The organism is Oceanicoccus sp. KOV_DT_Chl (genome assembly GCF_900120175.1).
Lineage (GTDB): Bacteria > Pseudomonadota > Gammaproteobacteria > Pseudomonadales > Dasaniaceae > Oceanicoccus.
The window spans coordinates 1,943,116-1,959,882 of the sequence record NZ_FQLF01000002.1; the positions used below are offsets into that span (position 1 = coordinate 1,943,116).

The window sequence follows — 16,767 nt, forward strand, 5'->3', positions numbered from 1 at the left end:
CAGCGCCTTATCGTGATCTTTGATAGTTTGTAGCGCTATAATGCCGCCTTCAAAAAACAGGTACTCAGCATGACCGATGAATTAGCCATACTTAATCTTAAGCCTCAAAATGATAAGCGGCTGCGAGCGGGTCACCTATGGATTTACAGTAACGAGGTGGATGTTAACGCCACACCATTAAAAGACTTTCAGCCGGGCCAGCAAGTGCAAGTTAATAGTGCACAAGGTAAACCGTTGGGGCTGGCGTATATCAACCCGCATAATTTAATTTGTGGTCGTTTGTTTAGCCGTGAAACCAAATACCCTTTAGATAAATCATTATTTGTACATCGCATAAACGTAGCGTTAAGTTTGCGCGAGTCATTGACGGACAAGCCTTTTTATCGATTAGTCTACGGAGATAGCGATTTTTTACCCGGGTTGGTGGTCGATCGCTTTGGTGACATTCTCGTCGTACAGTTAGCAACCATGGGTATGGAGTTGGTTAAGGATCAATTGATTGAAGCCTTGGTACAGGTGCTTAAGCCTAAAGGTATCTTATTAAAAAATGATGGCAAGAGTCGTCGCGCTGAAGAATTACCAGAGTATGTCGAAGTCGCTTACGGTGAAGTGCCGCAACAGGTGGCGATGGAAGAGAATAGTGTGAAGTTTATGGCACCGGTATTTGAGGGGCAGAAAACCGGCTGGTTTTATGATCACCGTGCCAGTCGCTCGCGCCTTAAAAGTTATGTTAGTGGTAAAAAGGTACTGGATGTCTTTAGTTATATCGGTGGCTGGGGAGTCCAGGCAGCAGCATTTGGCGCTGAATCAGTAACCTGCATTGATAGCTCTGAATTTGCTCTGGATTGTGTTGAGGCCAATGCAGAATTGAATCAAGTACGAGACAAGGTGGCGACCATTCAGGGTGCGGCGTTTGAGGCGATGAAAATGCTGATCGATGAAGGTGAGCGCTTTGATGTGGTGATTATTGATCCGCCGGCATTTATCCCCAAGCGGAAAGATATCAAAAGTGGTGAGCAGGCCTATCGTCGCGCTAATGAATTAGCGATCAGGCTACTGAATAAAAATGGCGTGTTGGTGTCGGGTTCCTGCTCCATGCATTTAGGTCGGGATCGGCTTACTGATATCTTGCGTGCCTCTGCTCGTCACCTGGATCGTGATTTGCAAATCCTGGAACAAGGCGGGCAAACTTTTGATCACCCGGTGCACCCGGCTATTCCCGAAACAGAATATTTAAAAGCGGTTTTTGCGAGAGTGTTGCTGGCATCTTGAAGGCAACCAACCAACCAACCAACCAACCAACCAACTAACGCAAGCTGATAATAGGCCAGCCCTGCTTGTTAGCGTGTTGGGTCAAGATGTCATCGGCATCGACCGCGTATGGATGTTCAACCATCTCTAACAAAGGCAGATCATTATGGGAATCGCTATAAAAATAGCTGCCAGCCAGAGTGTGGCCGCTGTTGGCGAGCCATGTCTGCAAACGTTCGACCTTACCCTGTTGAAAGCAAGGGGTGCCTTCCACCTTACCGGTATACGTGCCGTCAATAAATTCGGGGATGGTGGCGAGTATGTGGTCAACCCCCAAACTGGCAGCAATCGGTGCCGTTACAAAAAGATTAGTGGCAGTAATGATTAGTAGAAAATCGCCTCGATCGCGATGCTGTTGTAGCAGTGCATCTGCTTTGGGTAAGCGCATTGGGGCGATGGTCTCCAGCATAAACTGCTGGTGCCATTGATCCAGTTGTTGTTTGGAATGGCTTGCCAGCGGTTTCAAAGAAAACGCTAGAAACTCCTGAATATCGAGGCCGCCCTGTTGATATTGCTGATAAAAATAGTCGTTGGCTTGCTGATAGGCTTTGGCATCAACAATGCCATGATCGACTAGAAATTGGCCCCAGGCGTGATCACTATCCCCTCCTAGCAGCGTGTTATCGAGGTCAAAAATTGCAAGGGCCACTCGTATTTCTCCAGAATATCTTTAATTATCAAAGGCTTGCTTATTGGTTTTGGGGCTATCGTTGTTGCGTCGGCGCATAGCATACTGGGGGTGTGCAGGTTTTGCACTCTCGATGGTACTAAAAGAACGTGTTTCTCTAAATGCCATATTTGTGGAACAATGGCTGCCTATAACAACTTAAAATGGCTACGCCAGTAATCCCGCCGTCCAATACCTAATCAATCGGCTGGTGATTATCAAATTGTAGGGAGTCAGCGTTGATTGATTCAGAGGGTTTTCGTGCCAATGTCGGCATCATGTTGGCGAATGCCCGTGGCGAAGTACTATGGGCGCGGCGGGTCGGTCAAGACGCCTGGCAATTTCCACAGGGCGGTATTCATGAGGGTGAATCGCCGCAGCAAGCATTGTTTAGAGAGTTGAAGGAAGAAGTCGGACTGACCGAAAAAGATGTTGAGATTATCGGTTCAACTCGTGGTTGGTTGCGCTATCGATTGCCTCAACGGTTACTGCGTCATGACAGCAAACCTTTGTGTATCGGTCAAAAACAAAAGTGGTATTTACTGCGAATGTTGGCGGATGATCAAGCGGTCAGTTTTGACAATGATGAAAAGCCGGAGTTTGATGGTTGGCGCTGGGTGAGTTACTGGTATCCACTCGGGCAAGTGATTTCATTCAAGCGAGAGGTTTATCGGCGGGCGTTAAAGGAGTTGGCGCCCAAGCATGCGCGGCTGGTCAATGATCAGCTGGATAAATAATTGTACTTAAAAAGTCATAGCAACTTCAGCAAACAGGATGATTAGCTAGATGCAAAAGAACATGCTTGAAGCGCTGCGCCGCATTGTCCAGGAGGTTAACTCTGCCGGACAATTACAAGCGGTGTTAGATGTGACTGTAGCGCGGGTGAAAGATACCGTTGGTACAGAAGTGTGTTCAATCTATTTGCGTGAGCCGACCCTTGGGCGTTATATCTTTAGCGCTACGGAAGGTCTCAATAAAGATTTTGTCGGCAAGATTTCAATGGCGGCCAATGAAGGTTTGGTTGGTCAAGTGGGTAGCAGGGAAGAGCCGCTTAACTTGGAGCATGCCGAAGCCCACCCCAGTTTTTTATTCATGCCCGGTATTGGCGAAGAGCGTTTCAGCTCATTTCTTGGTGTGCCGATTATTCATCAGCGTCAAGTGTTGGGCGTGTTGGTGGTACAGCAACAAGAGCGGCGACGATTTGATGAAGAGGAAGAAGCGTTTCTCGTCACGATATCGGCGCAGTTGTCTGGCGTCATTGCCCATGCACAGGCAACGGGTGCTATTTTTTCATTGGATGCAGGCGTGCGTGGCAGTGCCAGCTTTCGCGGCGTGGCGGGTGCGCCGGGTGTCGCGATTGGGCATGCCGTGGTTGTTTCGCCACCGGCAGATTTATATGCGGTACCGCGGCGACGCTGTAAGGATATTAAAGAGGAATTAGATTTTTTCCATGAGTGTTTAGATGCAGTACGCGAAGATATTCGCGCCATGGCGCGCAAATTAAGCGATAAATTAGCGCAGGAAGAACAAGCCTTATTCGATGTCTATTTGAGCATGCTGGAGGACAATTCAGTTGCAATAGAAATTGATGAGTTAATTCGCGAAGGTGAGTGGGCGCAGGGCGCGGTCAGTCGGGTAATGATAAAACACATCCGTACTTTTGAAATGATGGAGGACAGTTATCTCAAAGAACGTGCGACGGATATAAAGGATCTAGGTCGACGGGTACTGGCTTATTTACAAGCTGCCAATACTGGTCCGGTAGAATACCCGCAGCGAACTATTTTGGTGGGAGAAGAATTAACCGCTTCCATGCTGGGTGATGTACCGACAGAAAATTTAGTGGGTTTAGTGTCGGTACGTGGCTCGGGAAATTCCCATATTGCTATTCTAGCGCGGTCAATGGGTATCCCCACCATTATGGGTGCAGTGGATTTACCGTTTACTGAAATTGAAGGCAGTGAAATTATTCTCGATGGTTATAACGGCCAGGTTTATTTTAATCCTTCCCCAGAATTATTTGCCCGCTTTCAGGCTATCTATAATGAAGAATTACAAGTTTCAAAAGGCTTGGAGGCGTTAAAAGATTTACCTTGTATCACTACAGATAATCACCGGATACCATTATACGTGAATACCGGCTTGCAGGCCGATATAGCTAGGTCGTTAGATCGCGGTGCTGAAGGGGTAGGTTTATATCGAACTGAAGTGCCTTTTTTACTGCGCGAACGCTTTCCCAGTGAAAGAGAGCAGTGCGAAATTTATCGTGAGCAGCTGCAAGCTTTTCACCCCATGCCGGTCACTATGCGCACCCTGGATGTTGGTGGTGACAAAGCCTTACCGTATTTTCCCATCGAAGAAGATAATCCGTTTTTAGGTTGGCGCGGGATTCGTGTGACGTTGGACCATCCGGAAATATTTTTGGTGCAAGTACGAGCAATGATGAAGGCTAATACCGGCTTGGGAAATTTGCGTATTATGTTGCCGATGATTAGCAGCGTGCCGGAATTGGAAGAGGCTTTAGAGTTAATTTATCGCGCCCATGATGAGTTGGTCGATGAGTTGGATACTGAGCCACCACTGCCAATGATCGGTGTTATGGTGGAAGTGCCGGCGGCGGTTTACCAAGCCAGAGAGTTTGCCAGAAGAGTAGACTTTTTATCAGTAGGCTCTAACGATTTAACTCAGTATTTATTAGCGGTTGATAGAAACAACGCGCGTGTTGCCGATATCTACCAGACTTTTCATCCCGCAGTATTACAGGCTTTACAAAAAGTCGTAGAGGATGGTCATGCTGAAGGCCGCAGAATAGGTATTTGCGGTGAGCTGGCTGGAGACCCTGCCGCAGCGATTTTATTGATGGCGATGGGTTATGATGTGCTATCGATGAGCGCCACTAATTTACCCCGGGTGAAATCGGTAATCCGAAATATTAGTCTTACTCGGGCGAAAGAATTGTTACAACAAGTGATGCTGATGGAAAGTGCTAGTCTGATAAAGGAGCATATGGAAAAAGTGCTATTGGAGGCTGGCATAAAGCGTATCGCCACTCCCATTGTTGAATTAGTATAATAACTATTGATGCATAATTTCAGTGAGCTGTTGCTTTCCCGATTTTCCCTGCGGGTAAAATTCTTGTATTAATAATTGGCTGTACTGAGCATTACTCAGCAGTATGCTTGCATTGCGGGTGCCATATTCTGCTGAACGAATAAAGCGGCTGGAAAGCATGCGCTCTCTGTCAATATCAATACCTGTTTGTGGAAGTTGCTGGTCGGGATATGTTTCATCATTTAATAATATTGGCAACAGCGAGGACGCCGTCAGCTCAGTGGTGAGCTTATTGGCCAAGGCCAGTTTCCCCATTTCGACTTTTGGCCAAGGCTCATTTAATTGGCCATTGCTTAAACCATGAACACCCGCTGCAATGGGGATAATTTTTCCCTGCCGATTACCGTAATAAAAAAGTTGTTGGTAATCCCCGACTAATAAACTGAAGCCTGCATAGCGCTGTTTTTGTTGGTCGATAGCGGCTAAATACGTTTCAGCGCTGACATTCGAATTAAGAAACCCTTTGCAAAGTTCGCCGCGAGAAATTGCTTGCTCAGGCACACTTGCTGTTTCACGATAATTGGTCACCGCAGCAAAACGGCCCTGCCGTGTAATACCCATCCAGGTGCCGCCAGCGCGCAAATCCATGCCGGCAAATATAGTCGGCGCTTCAGGCCAAAAATGCGCTGCTTGGGTGGGCGCTGATAAAATTCGTCGCGATTGGCAGCTACAATCAGCGGATATTCAGGGTGTTGTTGCACGGCAAATAAAATAAGGCACATAGCGGAGGATCATAACATGGCAGTTATTTACGGTCTTGCTATTGGGTGAGCTCACAGCATGTTGCATAATAGCCCGCTTATTATAACTGACCATTTTTATGCTGACTCATCCTGATTTTGATCCCGTCGCCGTGTCGCTGGGGCCCCTATCCATTCATTGGTATGGCTTGATGTACTTGCTGGCTTTCTCTGCCGCGTGGGCGTTAGCTGTACGGCGGGCAGGCTTTGACTACACGCCGGTGAAGCGCGAGCAAATTGATGATCTTATTTTTTATGGCGCCATTGGTGTCGTTTTAGGCGGTCGATTTGGCTATGTTATGTTTTATAACTTCGATAAGTTTTTGCTGGATCCGTTATGGCTATTTAAAGTTTGGGAAGGTGGCATGTCTTTCCATGGTGGTTTTCTTGGTGTGATGGTGGCAATGATTGGCTATGGTCGCAAAATTAATTTACGTGCAGGTCAAATTCTGGACTTTGTGGTGCCGATAGTCCCGCTCGGGTTGGGTTTTGGTCGTTTGGGTAATTTTATCGGTCAGGAACTGTGGGGACGCTACGCTGATCCCGCTGTTGTACCCTGGGCAATGATTTTCCCTGCAGACCCGTCGGGTTTGTCACGTCATCCTTCGCAGTTATATCAGGCAGCGCTGGAGGGGTTGTTATTGTTTTTAATTGTTTATGGTTTTTCTAGCCGCAGTCGTCCGACCTGGTCAGTTTCTGGCGTGTTTATGCTGGCATATGGGTGCTTCCGGTTTTTTGTAGAGTTTTTCCGGCAGCCCGATAGTCATATCGGCTTTGATGCCTTTGGCTGGCTCACACGTGGTCAAGTGTTATCGTTGCCTATGATTGTAGCCGGGGTGTTAATGATTATTTATGCTTATCGTTTCCAGGCGCCGCCAGCATCCGCTTTTCAAGTTGAGACTCCGTCAGCAGCTACGCCAGAAAAAAAACGGCAGAAGAAAAAATCCAAATCCAAGCGCTAAGGCGCGGGCTACAGGTTAAGAAATGAAGCAGTATCTCGATTTAATACAAGATGTAATAGATAACGGCACGGACAAGGGAGATCGTACGGGTGTCGGCACACGGTCAGTATTTGGTCGTCAGTTGCGGTTTGATTTAAACGCCGGCTTTCCATTGGTCACGACTAAGAAAATCCATTTAAAAAGTATTATTTATGAATTGATCTGGTTTTTGAATGGCAGCACAAACAATAACTGGCTGCAGGAAAGAGGGGTGTCTATTTGGAATGAATGGGCGCTACCCAATGGTGACCTTGGGCCGATATACGGTAAGCAATGGCGTAGCTGGGAATGTCCTGACGGTTCAACTATTGACCAGATTTCGGAATTGATTCGAATGATTAAGACCAAGCCTGATTCGCGGCGACTTATTGTGAGTGGTTGGAATCCAGCGGACTTACCGGACGAAACCATTGGCCCGCTAGAAAATGTCCAGCAAGGTCGCGCGGCGTTACCGCCTTGCCATACGCTGTTTCAATTTTATGTGGCGGACGGCAAATTATCCTGTCAGCTTTATCAGCGCAGCGCTGATTTATTTTTAGGGGTGCCGTTTAATATCGCCAGCTATGCATTGTTTACTCATATGGTCGCGCAGCAGTGCGACTTGGGGGTAGGGGAGTTTGTACATACTTTTGGCGACTGTCACCTCTATAGTAACCACCTGACGGCTGACATTGCCTTTGAGCAATTGAAGCGCGAGCCCCGCTCGTTGCCAAAATTAGTGATCAAGCGTAAGCCGGATTCCATTTTTGATTATACGTTTGAGGACTTTGAATTTGCAGGCTACGAGCCTTATCCGGCGATTAAAGCGCCAATAGCGGTATAGGAGAGGCCGATGACAGCGAATAAGCCGGTGCGAGTGTCGATGATAGTGGCGATGGCTGAAAATCGCGTGATAGGCCGTAATAATCAGCTACCGTGGTATTTGCCTAACGATTTGAAATACTTTAAAGCGACCACCATGGGAAAGCCTATTGTCATGGGGCGTAAAACCTATGAATCCATTGGCAGGCCCTTACCTGGCCGGACCAATATAGTGGTGACCGGCAATGCCGATTTTAGTGCCGAGGGTGTAAAGGTGGTGCATGGTATTGACGAGGCCTTGCAGGTAGCGCAGGGTGTGGCTGAGCTGGAAGGTGTTGAAGAGTTAATGGTGATTGGTGGCGCTCAGCTATACGCTGATATTCTGCCGAAGGTTGAGCGGCTTTATCTTACCCGGGTGCATGCCGATGTTGAGGGTGATGCGCGGTTTCCAGAGTTGGATTTGAGCCAGTGGCAGCTATTAGTAAGTGAGGATTTTGCTGCTGAAGGGCCAAATCCATACGATTATAGTTTCGTAGTTTATCAGCGAGCGGTTGAATAATAGACAGAGTGGTGAAAAAAAATACTAGTCACAGTGGATTTTGTCAGCAGGATAAATCGGAGGGGTGGTAAACCTGCATAGCTGACGGTTTTTATGAATCTTAATTTTGTTACTTTTTCACTGTCGTTGATACCTTACTACTCGTAATCGTGTAACTCAAATACCCATAGTTCTGGTTAATTGATTTTACTTAACTTTCTATAAATAAAGTGTCTAATGAACGTTGATTCTTAAGAAAGCTTGAGATTAAAATGCGTCGCTGTTACTAGTGCCAGCATTGGCATCTCTGCAATAACGGTCGGGTTTAAAAGCCTGCATTCAAACATCCCTGAAGGAAATGCAATCCCCATGAATATGCATCGATTCAAAACGATCGCGTTAGCCATGACAATGTCATGTAGCGCATTAGTGGGTTTTCAAGCCCATGCCAATACAGTTGACGCTGTGTTGAAAGTTGGCCAAGCGAAAACTGCGGCCGCACAAAAATCCCAACAAGCTGTCGATAAGTTAGCCAGTGAAACGGGCGACCTGTTACAAGACTATAAAACCGTGATGAAACAGGTTGATGGTCTGCGTGTTTATAACGCTCGGCTGGAAAAGCAAATCGCTAACCAGTTAAAGCGTATCAATGATATTGAAAATTCTATCGATCAGGTGACCGTGATTCAGCGTCAAGTGACGCCACTGGTTATCCGGATGATCGATGGTCTTGAGCAATTCGTTAAATTGGATATTCCATTTCTGCTGGAAGAGCGTAATGAAAGAATCGAATTTTTACGGGCAAATCTGGATCGTTCTGATTTGTCTGTAGCGGAAAAATTTCGTCAGGTACTGGAAGCGTACAAAATTGAAAATGAATTTGGCCGCAAAGTGACGGCGTATAAAGGTTCATTACAAATTGATGGCGTTGAGCGTGATGTGAACTTCTTTCAGGTAGGACGCATAGCTTTGCTTTATCAAACTACTGATACAGAAACATCAGGTGCCTGGGATAAAGAAGCAGGTGATTTTGTAGAGCTGGACAAAGGTGAGTACCGTACCGCAATTATGAAAGGGTTGCGTGTAGCGCGGAAGCAAGCGTCTATCGACATACTTAAACTCCCGATTTCCGCACCGGAGGCTGTACAGTAATGAATATGACATTAATCAAATCTGCGGTAGTAGCTGCAGCTCTGACCGTTTCATCGACGGCAGTGATCGCTCAAGATGCTCGCTCTTTAGACCAGTTGCTGGGTTTTGTTAAGCAGGGTCAAGCGACTGAAGCGAAAGAAAATAAAGCGCGTGAAGCACAATTTAAAAACGCTAAAAATCGTCAAGCTGAATTGGTTGCTGAAGCCAAGCGGATGCGCAAACAGGAAGAAGATCGTTCTGAGCGTTTAGAAAATACCTTTGAACAAAATGAACTGAAAGTTGCTGAGAAGCAGCGTCAGTTAAAGGATCGTCTGGGTACTTTGACTGAGTTGTTTGGTCATTTAACCTCAACTGCCGGTGATTTGCGCTCTAACTTTGGTAACTCACTAATCAGTGCTCAATATCCTGGCCGTGCAGAGTTTCTGGATGAGCTGATTGCGAAAATGAGTGGTGCTGAGCAATTGCCGAGCATCGAAGAAATTGAGCGTCTGTGGTTTGAAGTGCAGCGCGAGATGACCGAGTCGGGTAAAGTTGTAAGCTTTAGCGCTGAAGTGGCTCAGCCGGGCGGACAGAAAGAAACTCGCACCGTTGTTCGTATTGGTACATTTAATATCGTTAGTGAAGATGGTAAATATCTTCAATATATCCCTGAAACCCATACATTGGCAGAATTGGCTCGTCAGCCTAGTGGTCCTTACTTAGGTTGGGCGGCAAATGTTGCTGGCGCTACCAGTGGTAAAGTGCCATTTGGTGTGGATCCTACCGGTCCTACAGGCGGTTCTTTCCTCGCAGCATTAATTAATTCTCCGACGATTAATGAGCGCTGGCATCAGGGCGGTAATGTTGGTTACGCGATTACAGCAGTGGGTGTATTCGGTTTCTTGTTAGCGATCTGGCGTCTAATAGTATTGGCGGGCATGTCCTCCAAAGTTAATTCGCAGCTCAAATCTGACAAGGCCAATGCTAATAACCCTCTGGGTCGAGTGTTGATGGTGCATGAGAATAATCCCACCATGGATCCAGAAACATTAGAGCTGAAATTATCTGAAGCAGTAATGCGTGAAGTACCGAAAATTGAAACGGGCCTAGGTATTCTGAAAATCATCGCTGCAGTCGCACCGTTGATGGGTCTGTTGGGTACGGTAACCGGTATGATCATTACCTTCCAGGCAATTACTATATTCGGTGCAGGTGATCCTAAAGCGATGGCTGGTGGTATCTCGGGTGCGCTGGTAACTACCGTGTTGGGTCTGCTAGTAGCAATCCCAATGGTACTGCTGCATACCGTCACCAATGGCCAGGCCAAGAAAATTACTCATATTTTGGATGAGCAATCGACGGGTATTATCGCTGAGCACACTGAGGCCCAGTTGGGGAAGTAAATGTATCTCAATGACGTAATAGACTTTATTCTTAACTTCATGGAATCAGGCGGCGTAGTACTGTGGTTTATCGCCGTCCTGACTTTCGTGATGTGGACACTGGTCTTCGAACGTTTTTGGTATTTCAAGACGGGCTTGCGTCAGGATGTCGATAATGTCATCGCCATCTGGGAAGCCCGACGTGAACGCAAATCCTGGAATGCCCGCCAGATTCGTCGCCAGTTAATTTCTCAGGCTCACCTGAAAATTAATGCGAGCCTACCTATGATCAAAACCTTGGTTGCATTGGCGCCGTTGTTCGGATTGATGGGTACAGTTACCGGTATGATTGAAGTATTTAATATCATGGCGGTTACTGGTGGTGGCGATGCCAAATCTATGGCAGGCGGTGTATCCAAAGCAACTATCCCGACTATGGCGGGTATGGTGGCAGCACTTTCTGGTGTATTTGCTAATACCTATGTATCACGAATTGCAGAGCGCGAAGGCGTTTTGCTAGAAGACCATCTGACAACAGATCACTAAGAGACTTATCATGCGCAGAAATGCTAGAAATGCAGCAGTTGAAGAAGGCGGTGAAATTGACCTGACTCCCATGTTGGATGTGGTTTTTATCATGCTGATCTTCTTCATTGTGACCGCTTCTTTTATTAAGGAAGCGGGTATCGAAGTCAATCGCCCTGAAGCCTCAACCGCGACCAAGAAAGAAAATGTAAATATCTTGATTGCAATCAGTGCGACCAATGAAATCTGGATTGATAAACGCCGCGTGGATAAGCGTGCAGTACGTTCTGTTATAGAGCGTATGCATGCTGAAAATCCCAAGGGTGCAGTTGTTATTCAAGCTGACAATGAATCCAATACCGAAACAGTCGCTAGCGTAATAGATTCTGCGCGTGCAGCGGATGTTTATGATGTGTCTCTGGCCACGGAAAACGATTAATCGCTATGAATTACCTACGCATATTAATTGGCGCCGGGTTAGCAGCTCTCGTCACTGCTGGCTTGTTTTATATTATGCCTTTGTTGATCGAGATGGCAGACAAGACCTTGGATGAGAAACCAGCAGCTAAAATTGCTGACATCACTATGCCTGATCGCGTCATCGAGTCTAATACAAAAGAGCCTAAGCCGGATAAGCCAGAAGACCCGGAAGAACCGCCACCCGATCTTGCGCCACCTGAAGTCGATAATGTCGATATCAACCCGGATGCCGTAAATATGTCGCCGCAGCTTAGTGCTGACGTCAACATCGGTCTTGGTAATGGTATCGGCGGCGCTGATGGCGAATATCTGCCTATCGTTAAAGTAGCGCCGATGTATCCTCGTCGTGCAAACAGTCGCGGAGTGGAAGGCTATTGCACAATCGAATACACCGTAACGAAAAATGGTTCTATTAAGGATCCAGTAGCGGTTGATTGTGAGCCTCAGGGCTATTTTGAACGAGCTTCCATTAAAGCAGCACTAAAATTCAAGTACAAACCTCGTGTTATCGATGGTGAAGGTATTGATGTTTTAGGTGTGCAAAACCGTTTCACATATGAACTTGAAAAGTAACCGGAATTAACAGGTTTACTGTCGGATTATCTGAATGCTTATGAATGCTTTACCGCTAACAACATTAAAACACTGGGGCCGCGCTTTAGTCGTGTCCATTCCAGTGTTAGCAGCTCAGGCTGTAGTTCCGGCTTTGTTGCAAACGTATACTGATCAGGCTTTGCCAGGTGTAGCTTTTGCGCAGGAAGAGGAACAAAAGAAAGAGCAAAAAACCAAACGCACCCAGGCGATGAATAACAAAGTCTATGAAAAGCTACAGGCGGCACAAGAGGCTGTTGAAGCAAAAGACTTAAAGGGTGGTTTGGAGATTCTGGATGATTTAAAAAATGGCAAGAAGCCACTTAATGATGCTGAAATGGCAAACGTGCTGAACATGTATGCGTTTATCTATTACAGTCAGGAAGATTATCCCAGAGCACTAAAATCTTACGCTGATATTATTAAGTTGCCTGAAGCACCTGAAGGTACACTTATTCAGGCGCGTTATAGTTTAGCGCAGTTATATTTTGTGACTGAGGACTATGAGAAAGGTGTAAAAGCTTTGCTCGAATGGTTTGAAGTTACAACACTGGCGCCAGCCAGTGCTTATATGTTGCTGAGCCAGGGCTATTATCAGCTTAAGGAATATGATTTATCGCTAAAGAATGTTGAGATTGCTATCAACATGTATAAGGAAAGCGGCAAAGTACCTAAGGAAAATTGGTACGGTTTGCAGCGCTTTCTTTACTATGAAAAAGAGAACTATAAAAAGGTCGTTGCAATCCTCGATGAATTATTACTGCACTATCCTAAGAAGCAATATTGGATGCAGTTATCCGGTATGTACTCGGAATTAAAAGACGATAGTAGGCAGCTAGCTGCAATGGAAACAGCTTACGTGCAAGGCATGCTGAGCAAAGAGAAAGAATTGGTTAATATGGCCTACTTGTTTCTTGCTAGCGATGTGCCATATAAAGCCGCTAAGGTGTTGGACGCAGGCATTAAGAGCAAAGTGATCGAGCCAACGTCAAAAAACCTCGACTTGCTAGGTAGCTCTTGGCGTCAGGCGCAGGAAATTAAAAAAGCTATTCCTGAAATGGCAAAAGCGGCAAGCAAATCTGATAAGGGTGAGCTGTGGTCACGTTTGTGTAGTGTTTATTTGGATAACGATGAGTTTCAGCAAGCGGTTGACGCCTGCGATAAAGGCTTGAAGAAAGGTGGCGTTAAGCGGGTTGATACCGCGTATCTGGTAAAAGGGATGGCGCACTTTAATTTGAAGCAATATAAGTCTGCAAGAGAGTCTTTCAAGAATGCCGCTAAGGATGAGCGTAGTAAGAAATATGCTGATCAGTGGATCAAGTTTATGGATAAAGAACTTGAACGGCAGAGAAGTCTTGAAGAAGTTTAATTGCCGAGACTGGTAATAAAAAAGGAGCCTTGTGGCTCCTTTTTTTGTGTCTACGAATTAGTGTATGGATGACGTTATTTAATATACCTTCATTGCAATAGCAGTGGTCTGTGTGAGCATCAGTCTAAAAGGCTAATGTCACGGATAGCGCCTCTGTCGGCACTGGTAACCATCTTGGCGTAGGCTTTCAATGCTGAGGAAACGAACCTTGGGCGCTCTTTAACTGGCTGCCAGGCGCTACTGCCTTTGGCATCCATAGCGGCACGGCGGCTGGCAAGATCAGCATCTGAAAGCGCAACATTAATGGTTCGGTTGGGGATATCAATTTTAATAATATCGCCCTGTTCAACAAGGCCAATAGCGCCTCCGGCAGCAGCTTCGGGGGAAGCGTGGCCGATTGATAAACCAGAGGTACCACCTGAGAAGCGGCCATCGGTTAAAAGCGCACAGGCCTTACCGAGGCCTTTTGATTTGAGGTAGCTAGTCGGATATAGCATTTCCTGCATACCGGGTCCGCCTTTGGGACCTTCATAGCGAATAATGACGACGTTTCCTTCTTTGACCCTGCCGTCGAGAATATCGGCAACAGCATCTTCCTGACTTTCACAGATATGTGCGGGCCCTTCAAATACCAGAATGCTTTCATCAACACCGGATGTTTTTACTACACAGCCATCAATGGCGATATTGCCAAATAACACCGCTAAGCCACCCTCTAAGGAATAGGCATTCTCAATAGAGCGAATACAGCCGTTAGCACGGTCGTTATCCAAACTTGGCCAGCGCGTACTTTGACTGAACGCAGTTTGGGTAGGAATGCCAGCGGGGCCCGCTTGGAAAAAATGCTTTACCTCAGTACTACTGGTTTGCATGATATCCCACTGTTCCAAAGCTTGTTTCATCGAGGCTGAATGAACGGTAGGATTATCATTATGTAATAGCCCGGCACGATCGAGTTCGCCCAGGATACCCATTACGCCACCGGCGCGGTGAACATCCTCCATATGATAAAGCGGCGTGTTGGGGGCGACTTTACAAAGTTGTGGAACACGGCGTGACAGACGATCGATATCAGCCATGGTAAAATTTATCTCGCCTTCTTGAGCAGCAGCTAGCAAATGCAAAATAGTATTGGTTGAACCGCCCATGGCGATATCCAAACTCATGGCATTTTCGAAGGCGTTAAAGTTGGCAATCGAGCGCGGCAACACAGAGTAGTCATCTTGTTCGTAGTGACGCTTGGTAATTTCAACGATTTTACGTCCGGCTTCTAAAAACAATTGCTCGCGATCGCCATGAGTAGCAAGAGTAGAGCCATTACCTGGAAGCGATAGGCCCAGCGCCTCTGTCAGACAGTTCATAGAATTGGCGGTGAACATGCCTGAACAGGAACCACAAGTAGGACAAGCTGAGCGTTCATACTCTTCAACTTGGGCATCCGAGGCCGTGTCATCGGTAGCAATAACAATGGCATCAACTAGATCCAGTTTTCTATCAGCCAGTTTTGTCTTGCCAGCTTCCATTGGCCCGCCAGAAACAAAAATAACAGGGACATTAAGGCGCAGTGCAGCATTAAGCATTCCCGGTGTGATCTTGTCGCAGTTCGATATACAGACTATGGCATCAGCACAGTGGGCATTAACCATATACTCAACTGAGTCAGCAATAATGTCGCGAGAAGGTAGGCTGTAGAGCATGCCGTCATGGCCCATGGCTATGCCATCATCGACAGCGATGGTATTAAATTCTTTGGCTACGCCGCCGGACTTTTCAATCTCTCTAGCAACTAACTGGCCAAGGTCTTTTAGGTGAACATGGCCGGGGACAAATTGAGTAAAAGAGTTTGCAATGGCAATAATGGGCTTCTGAAAGTCATCATCTTTCATGCCAGTGGCTCGCCACAGGGCGCGAGCGCCAGCCATATTACGGCCTGCTGTCGATGTTTTGGAACGGTACTGCGGCATTGTATACCTCTAAAAGCGAGTAAATTTAAGGGCGCTAAGAATAGCACAATGAGCGTTAAGAATACTTGAGTGGCGGAACAGATTGGAATGGGATGACGGCATTAAAAAACAGGGAAAAAGGTGTCGGATAAATTAACAGTGATAATGCGCCAAAAAGGGGCAAAAGAACTGGAAACAGTATGATATTGCATAAAAAGTGACATATTACCAATTTCTGGTGTCGATTAGTTATACACGGTGAGCAGGTAATATGGGTAAGAAAATAATCTTAACCCATTGATAAATATTGTTTTTTAGTGAGTTGGCAAGCTTCATGCTTAAAAGGGTTTAGAGAACAAAATTAGTTAATGAGGTTTGGAGTAACAGATGATGGATATTAAATTGAACGCGAAAGCATGGGCCCTTACATTGGCGGCGGCTACTGTATCAACCGGTGCATTTGCAGGCTCTGCCACAGCTACCGATGCATTAGCTTATTGGAGCGGCTGGACTCAGATAGCAGACAATGATGGTGTTACAGCCCCAGGTGTTGGTGGTCAGAAGTTTGATACCGAATATTTATTCTATAAAGTGGAAGGCAACACGTTGCATGTTGGCTTACAAACCGGTTTTGATGTTATTGATGGCCATCAAGTGTATGGCGGCGATAATTATTGGGGTGGTGACTTATTTTTGTCTTTTGATGACAGCAATACTACCTTTGAATATGCCGTAGATTTTGGCTTTGATAACTGTGGTTGGAGTCAGCGTAATTCAGCCTGTACCGATGGTGCTGATAGTGTGGGTCTCTATCAGGTTAGTGGTTTAAATGATGATGTTTACGGCGGGCACACCAGCTCACTACCTTACCAAATCGTTGTCGGTGAAGGTGACATTGTTGGTGCTGTGGCCACTGATGCTGGCAGCAATGGTTTGACCGGCAATGCTTTAACTTATTACCGAACTGCAGCATTTGATTTGGGTTTGATTGGTGATGTTTCTGAGTTTAACGCTCACTGGACTATGTCATGCGGAAATGACGTAATCGAAGGTGGTGCTCAATTAACGGCTAGTGTGCCAGAGCCATCATCTATCGCGCTATTAGGCTTAGGTTTGATTGGTTTAGGTGTAATGCGCCGTAAAGCTTAATGTTAACGTTTAAAAAATAGCCGCTGTT

Annotated in this window: 15 protein-coding genes and 1 pseudogene; 13 read left to right on the forward strand and 3 right to left on the reverse strand. The window is 46.3% G+C overall.

Annotated features, from left to right (window positions below; genetic code table 11):
- The first annotated feature begins 69 nt into the window (after positions 1-69).
- Positions 70-1,272 (forward strand): class I SAM-dependent rRNA methyltransferase, encoded by a 1,203-nt coding sequence (locus UNITIG_RS12905; RefSeq protein ID WP_101758746.1) that lies wholly within the window; start codon positions 70-72, stop codon positions 1,270-1,272.
- 34 nt (positions 1,273-1,306) lie between these two features.
- Here the strand turns inward: UNITIG_RS12905 and UNITIG_RS12910 are convergent, their stop codons facing one another.
- Complete coding sequence (locus UNITIG_RS12910; RefSeq protein WP_101758747.1) at positions 1,307-1,960, reverse strand: HAD family phosphatase; 654 nt, start codon at positions 1,958-1,960, stop codon at positions 1,307-1,309.
- Between the two features lie 257 nt (positions 1,961-2,217).
- On the opposite strand from UNITIG_RS12910, the gene UNITIG_RS12915 reads away from it, so the two are divergent.
- Both UNITIG_RS12915 and ptsP read left to right on the forward strand, forming a co-directional pair.
- Positions 2,218-2,715 (forward strand): RNA pyrophosphohydrolase, encoded by a 498-nt coding sequence (locus UNITIG_RS12915; RefSeq protein WP_101758748.1) that lies wholly within the window; start codon positions 2,218-2,220, stop codon positions 2,713-2,715.
- 61 nt (positions 2,716-2,776) lie between these two features.
- Positions 2,777-5,050: a phosphoenolpyruvate--protein phosphotransferase gene (gene ptsP / locus UNITIG_RS12920; RefSeq protein ID WP_101759281.1), complete on the forward strand. Its 2,274-nt coding sequence runs from the start codon at positions 2,777-2,779 to the stop codon at positions 5,048-5,050.
- A 3-nt stretch (positions 5,051-5,053) separates the two neighbouring features.
- Here ptsP and UNITIG_RS23110 read toward each other — a convergent pair.
- Positions 5,054-5,811, reverse strand: a pseudogene (locus UNITIG_RS23110) (NRDE family protein).
- A gap of 98 nt (positions 5,812-5,909) precedes the next feature.
- Between UNITIG_RS23110 and lgt the strand changes: the two are divergent.
- The 9 genes from lgt to UNITIG_RS12970 all read left to right on the forward strand — a co-directional run bounded on the left by lgt (position 5,910) and on the right by UNITIG_RS12970 (position 13,647).
- Positions 5,910-6,791 (forward strand): prolipoprotein diacylglyceryl transferase, encoded by an 882-nt coding sequence (gene lgt, locus UNITIG_RS12930; protein ID WP_101758750.1) that lies wholly within the window; start codon positions 5,910-5,912, stop codon positions 6,789-6,791.
- Positions 6,792-6,813: 22 nt separating this feature from the next.
- Positions 6,814-7,653: a thymidylate synthase gene (locus UNITIG_RS12935; protein WP_101758751.1), complete on the forward strand. Its 840-nt coding sequence runs from the start codon at positions 6,814-6,816 to the stop codon at positions 7,651-7,653.
- Between the two features lie 9 nt (positions 7,654-7,662).
- Complete coding sequence (locus UNITIG_RS12940; RefSeq protein ID WP_101758752.1) at positions 7,663-8,190, forward strand: dihydrofolate reductase; 528 nt, start codon at positions 7,663-7,665, stop codon at positions 8,188-8,190.
- A 348-nt stretch (positions 8,191-8,538) separates the two neighbouring features.
- Positions 8,539-9,321 (forward strand): DUF3450 domain-containing protein, encoded by a 783-nt coding sequence (locus tag UNITIG_RS12945; protein ID WP_101758753.1) that lies wholly within the window; start codon positions 8,539-8,541, stop codon positions 9,319-9,321.
- Positions 9,321-10,703: a MotA/TolQ/ExbB proton channel family protein gene (locus UNITIG_RS12950; protein ID WP_101758754.1), complete on the forward strand. Its 1,383-nt coding sequence runs from the start codon at positions 9,321-9,323 to the stop codon at positions 10,701-10,703. The genes UNITIG_RS12945 and UNITIG_RS12950 overlap by 1 nt, the downstream gene beginning before the upstream one ends.
- Positions 10,704-11,228, forward strand: coding sequence for a MotA/TolQ/ExbB proton channel family protein (locus UNITIG_RS12955; RefSeq protein WP_101758755.1), 525 nt, complete (start codon positions 10,704-10,706; stop codon positions 11,226-11,228).
- Positions 11,229-11,238: 10 nt separating this feature from the next.
- Entirely contained in the window at positions 11,239-11,646 is a 408-nt protein-coding gene (locus tag UNITIG_RS12960; RefSeq protein ID WP_101758756.1) for a biopolymer transporter ExbD, read from the forward strand.
- A 5-nt stretch (positions 11,647-11,651) separates the two neighbouring features.
- Positions 11,652-12,260: an energy transducer TonB gene (locus UNITIG_RS12965; RefSeq protein WP_200821288.1), complete on the forward strand. Its 609-nt coding sequence runs from the start codon at positions 11,652-11,654 to the stop codon at positions 12,258-12,260.
- Between the two features lie 34 nt (positions 12,261-12,294).
- On the forward strand, positions 12,295-13,647 hold the full coding sequence (locus tag UNITIG_RS12970; RefSeq protein WP_101758758.1) for a lipopolysaccharide assembly protein LapB: 1,353 nt from the start codon (positions 12,295-12,297) through the stop codon (positions 13,645-13,647).
- A gap of 119 nt (positions 13,648-13,766) precedes the next feature.
- Here the strand turns inward: UNITIG_RS12970 and ilvD are convergent, their stop codons facing one another.
- The gene (ilvD, locus tag UNITIG_RS12975) at positions 13,767-15,611 is read right to left on the reverse strand and encodes a dihydroxy-acid dehydratase (RefSeq protein ID WP_101758759.1); all 1,845 of its coding nucleotides are present in this window, start codon (positions 15,609-15,611) and stop codon (positions 13,767-13,769) included.
- A gap of 366 nt (positions 15,612-15,977) precedes the next feature.
- Here ilvD and UNITIG_RS12980 point away from each other — a divergent pair, with 366 nt between their 5' ends.
- Positions 15,978-16,739 (forward strand): PEP-CTERM sorting domain-containing protein, encoded by a 762-nt coding sequence (locus tag UNITIG_RS12980; protein WP_101758760.1) that lies wholly within the window; start codon positions 15,978-15,980, stop codon positions 16,737-16,739.
- Positions 16,740-16,767 lie beyond the last annotated feature (28 nt).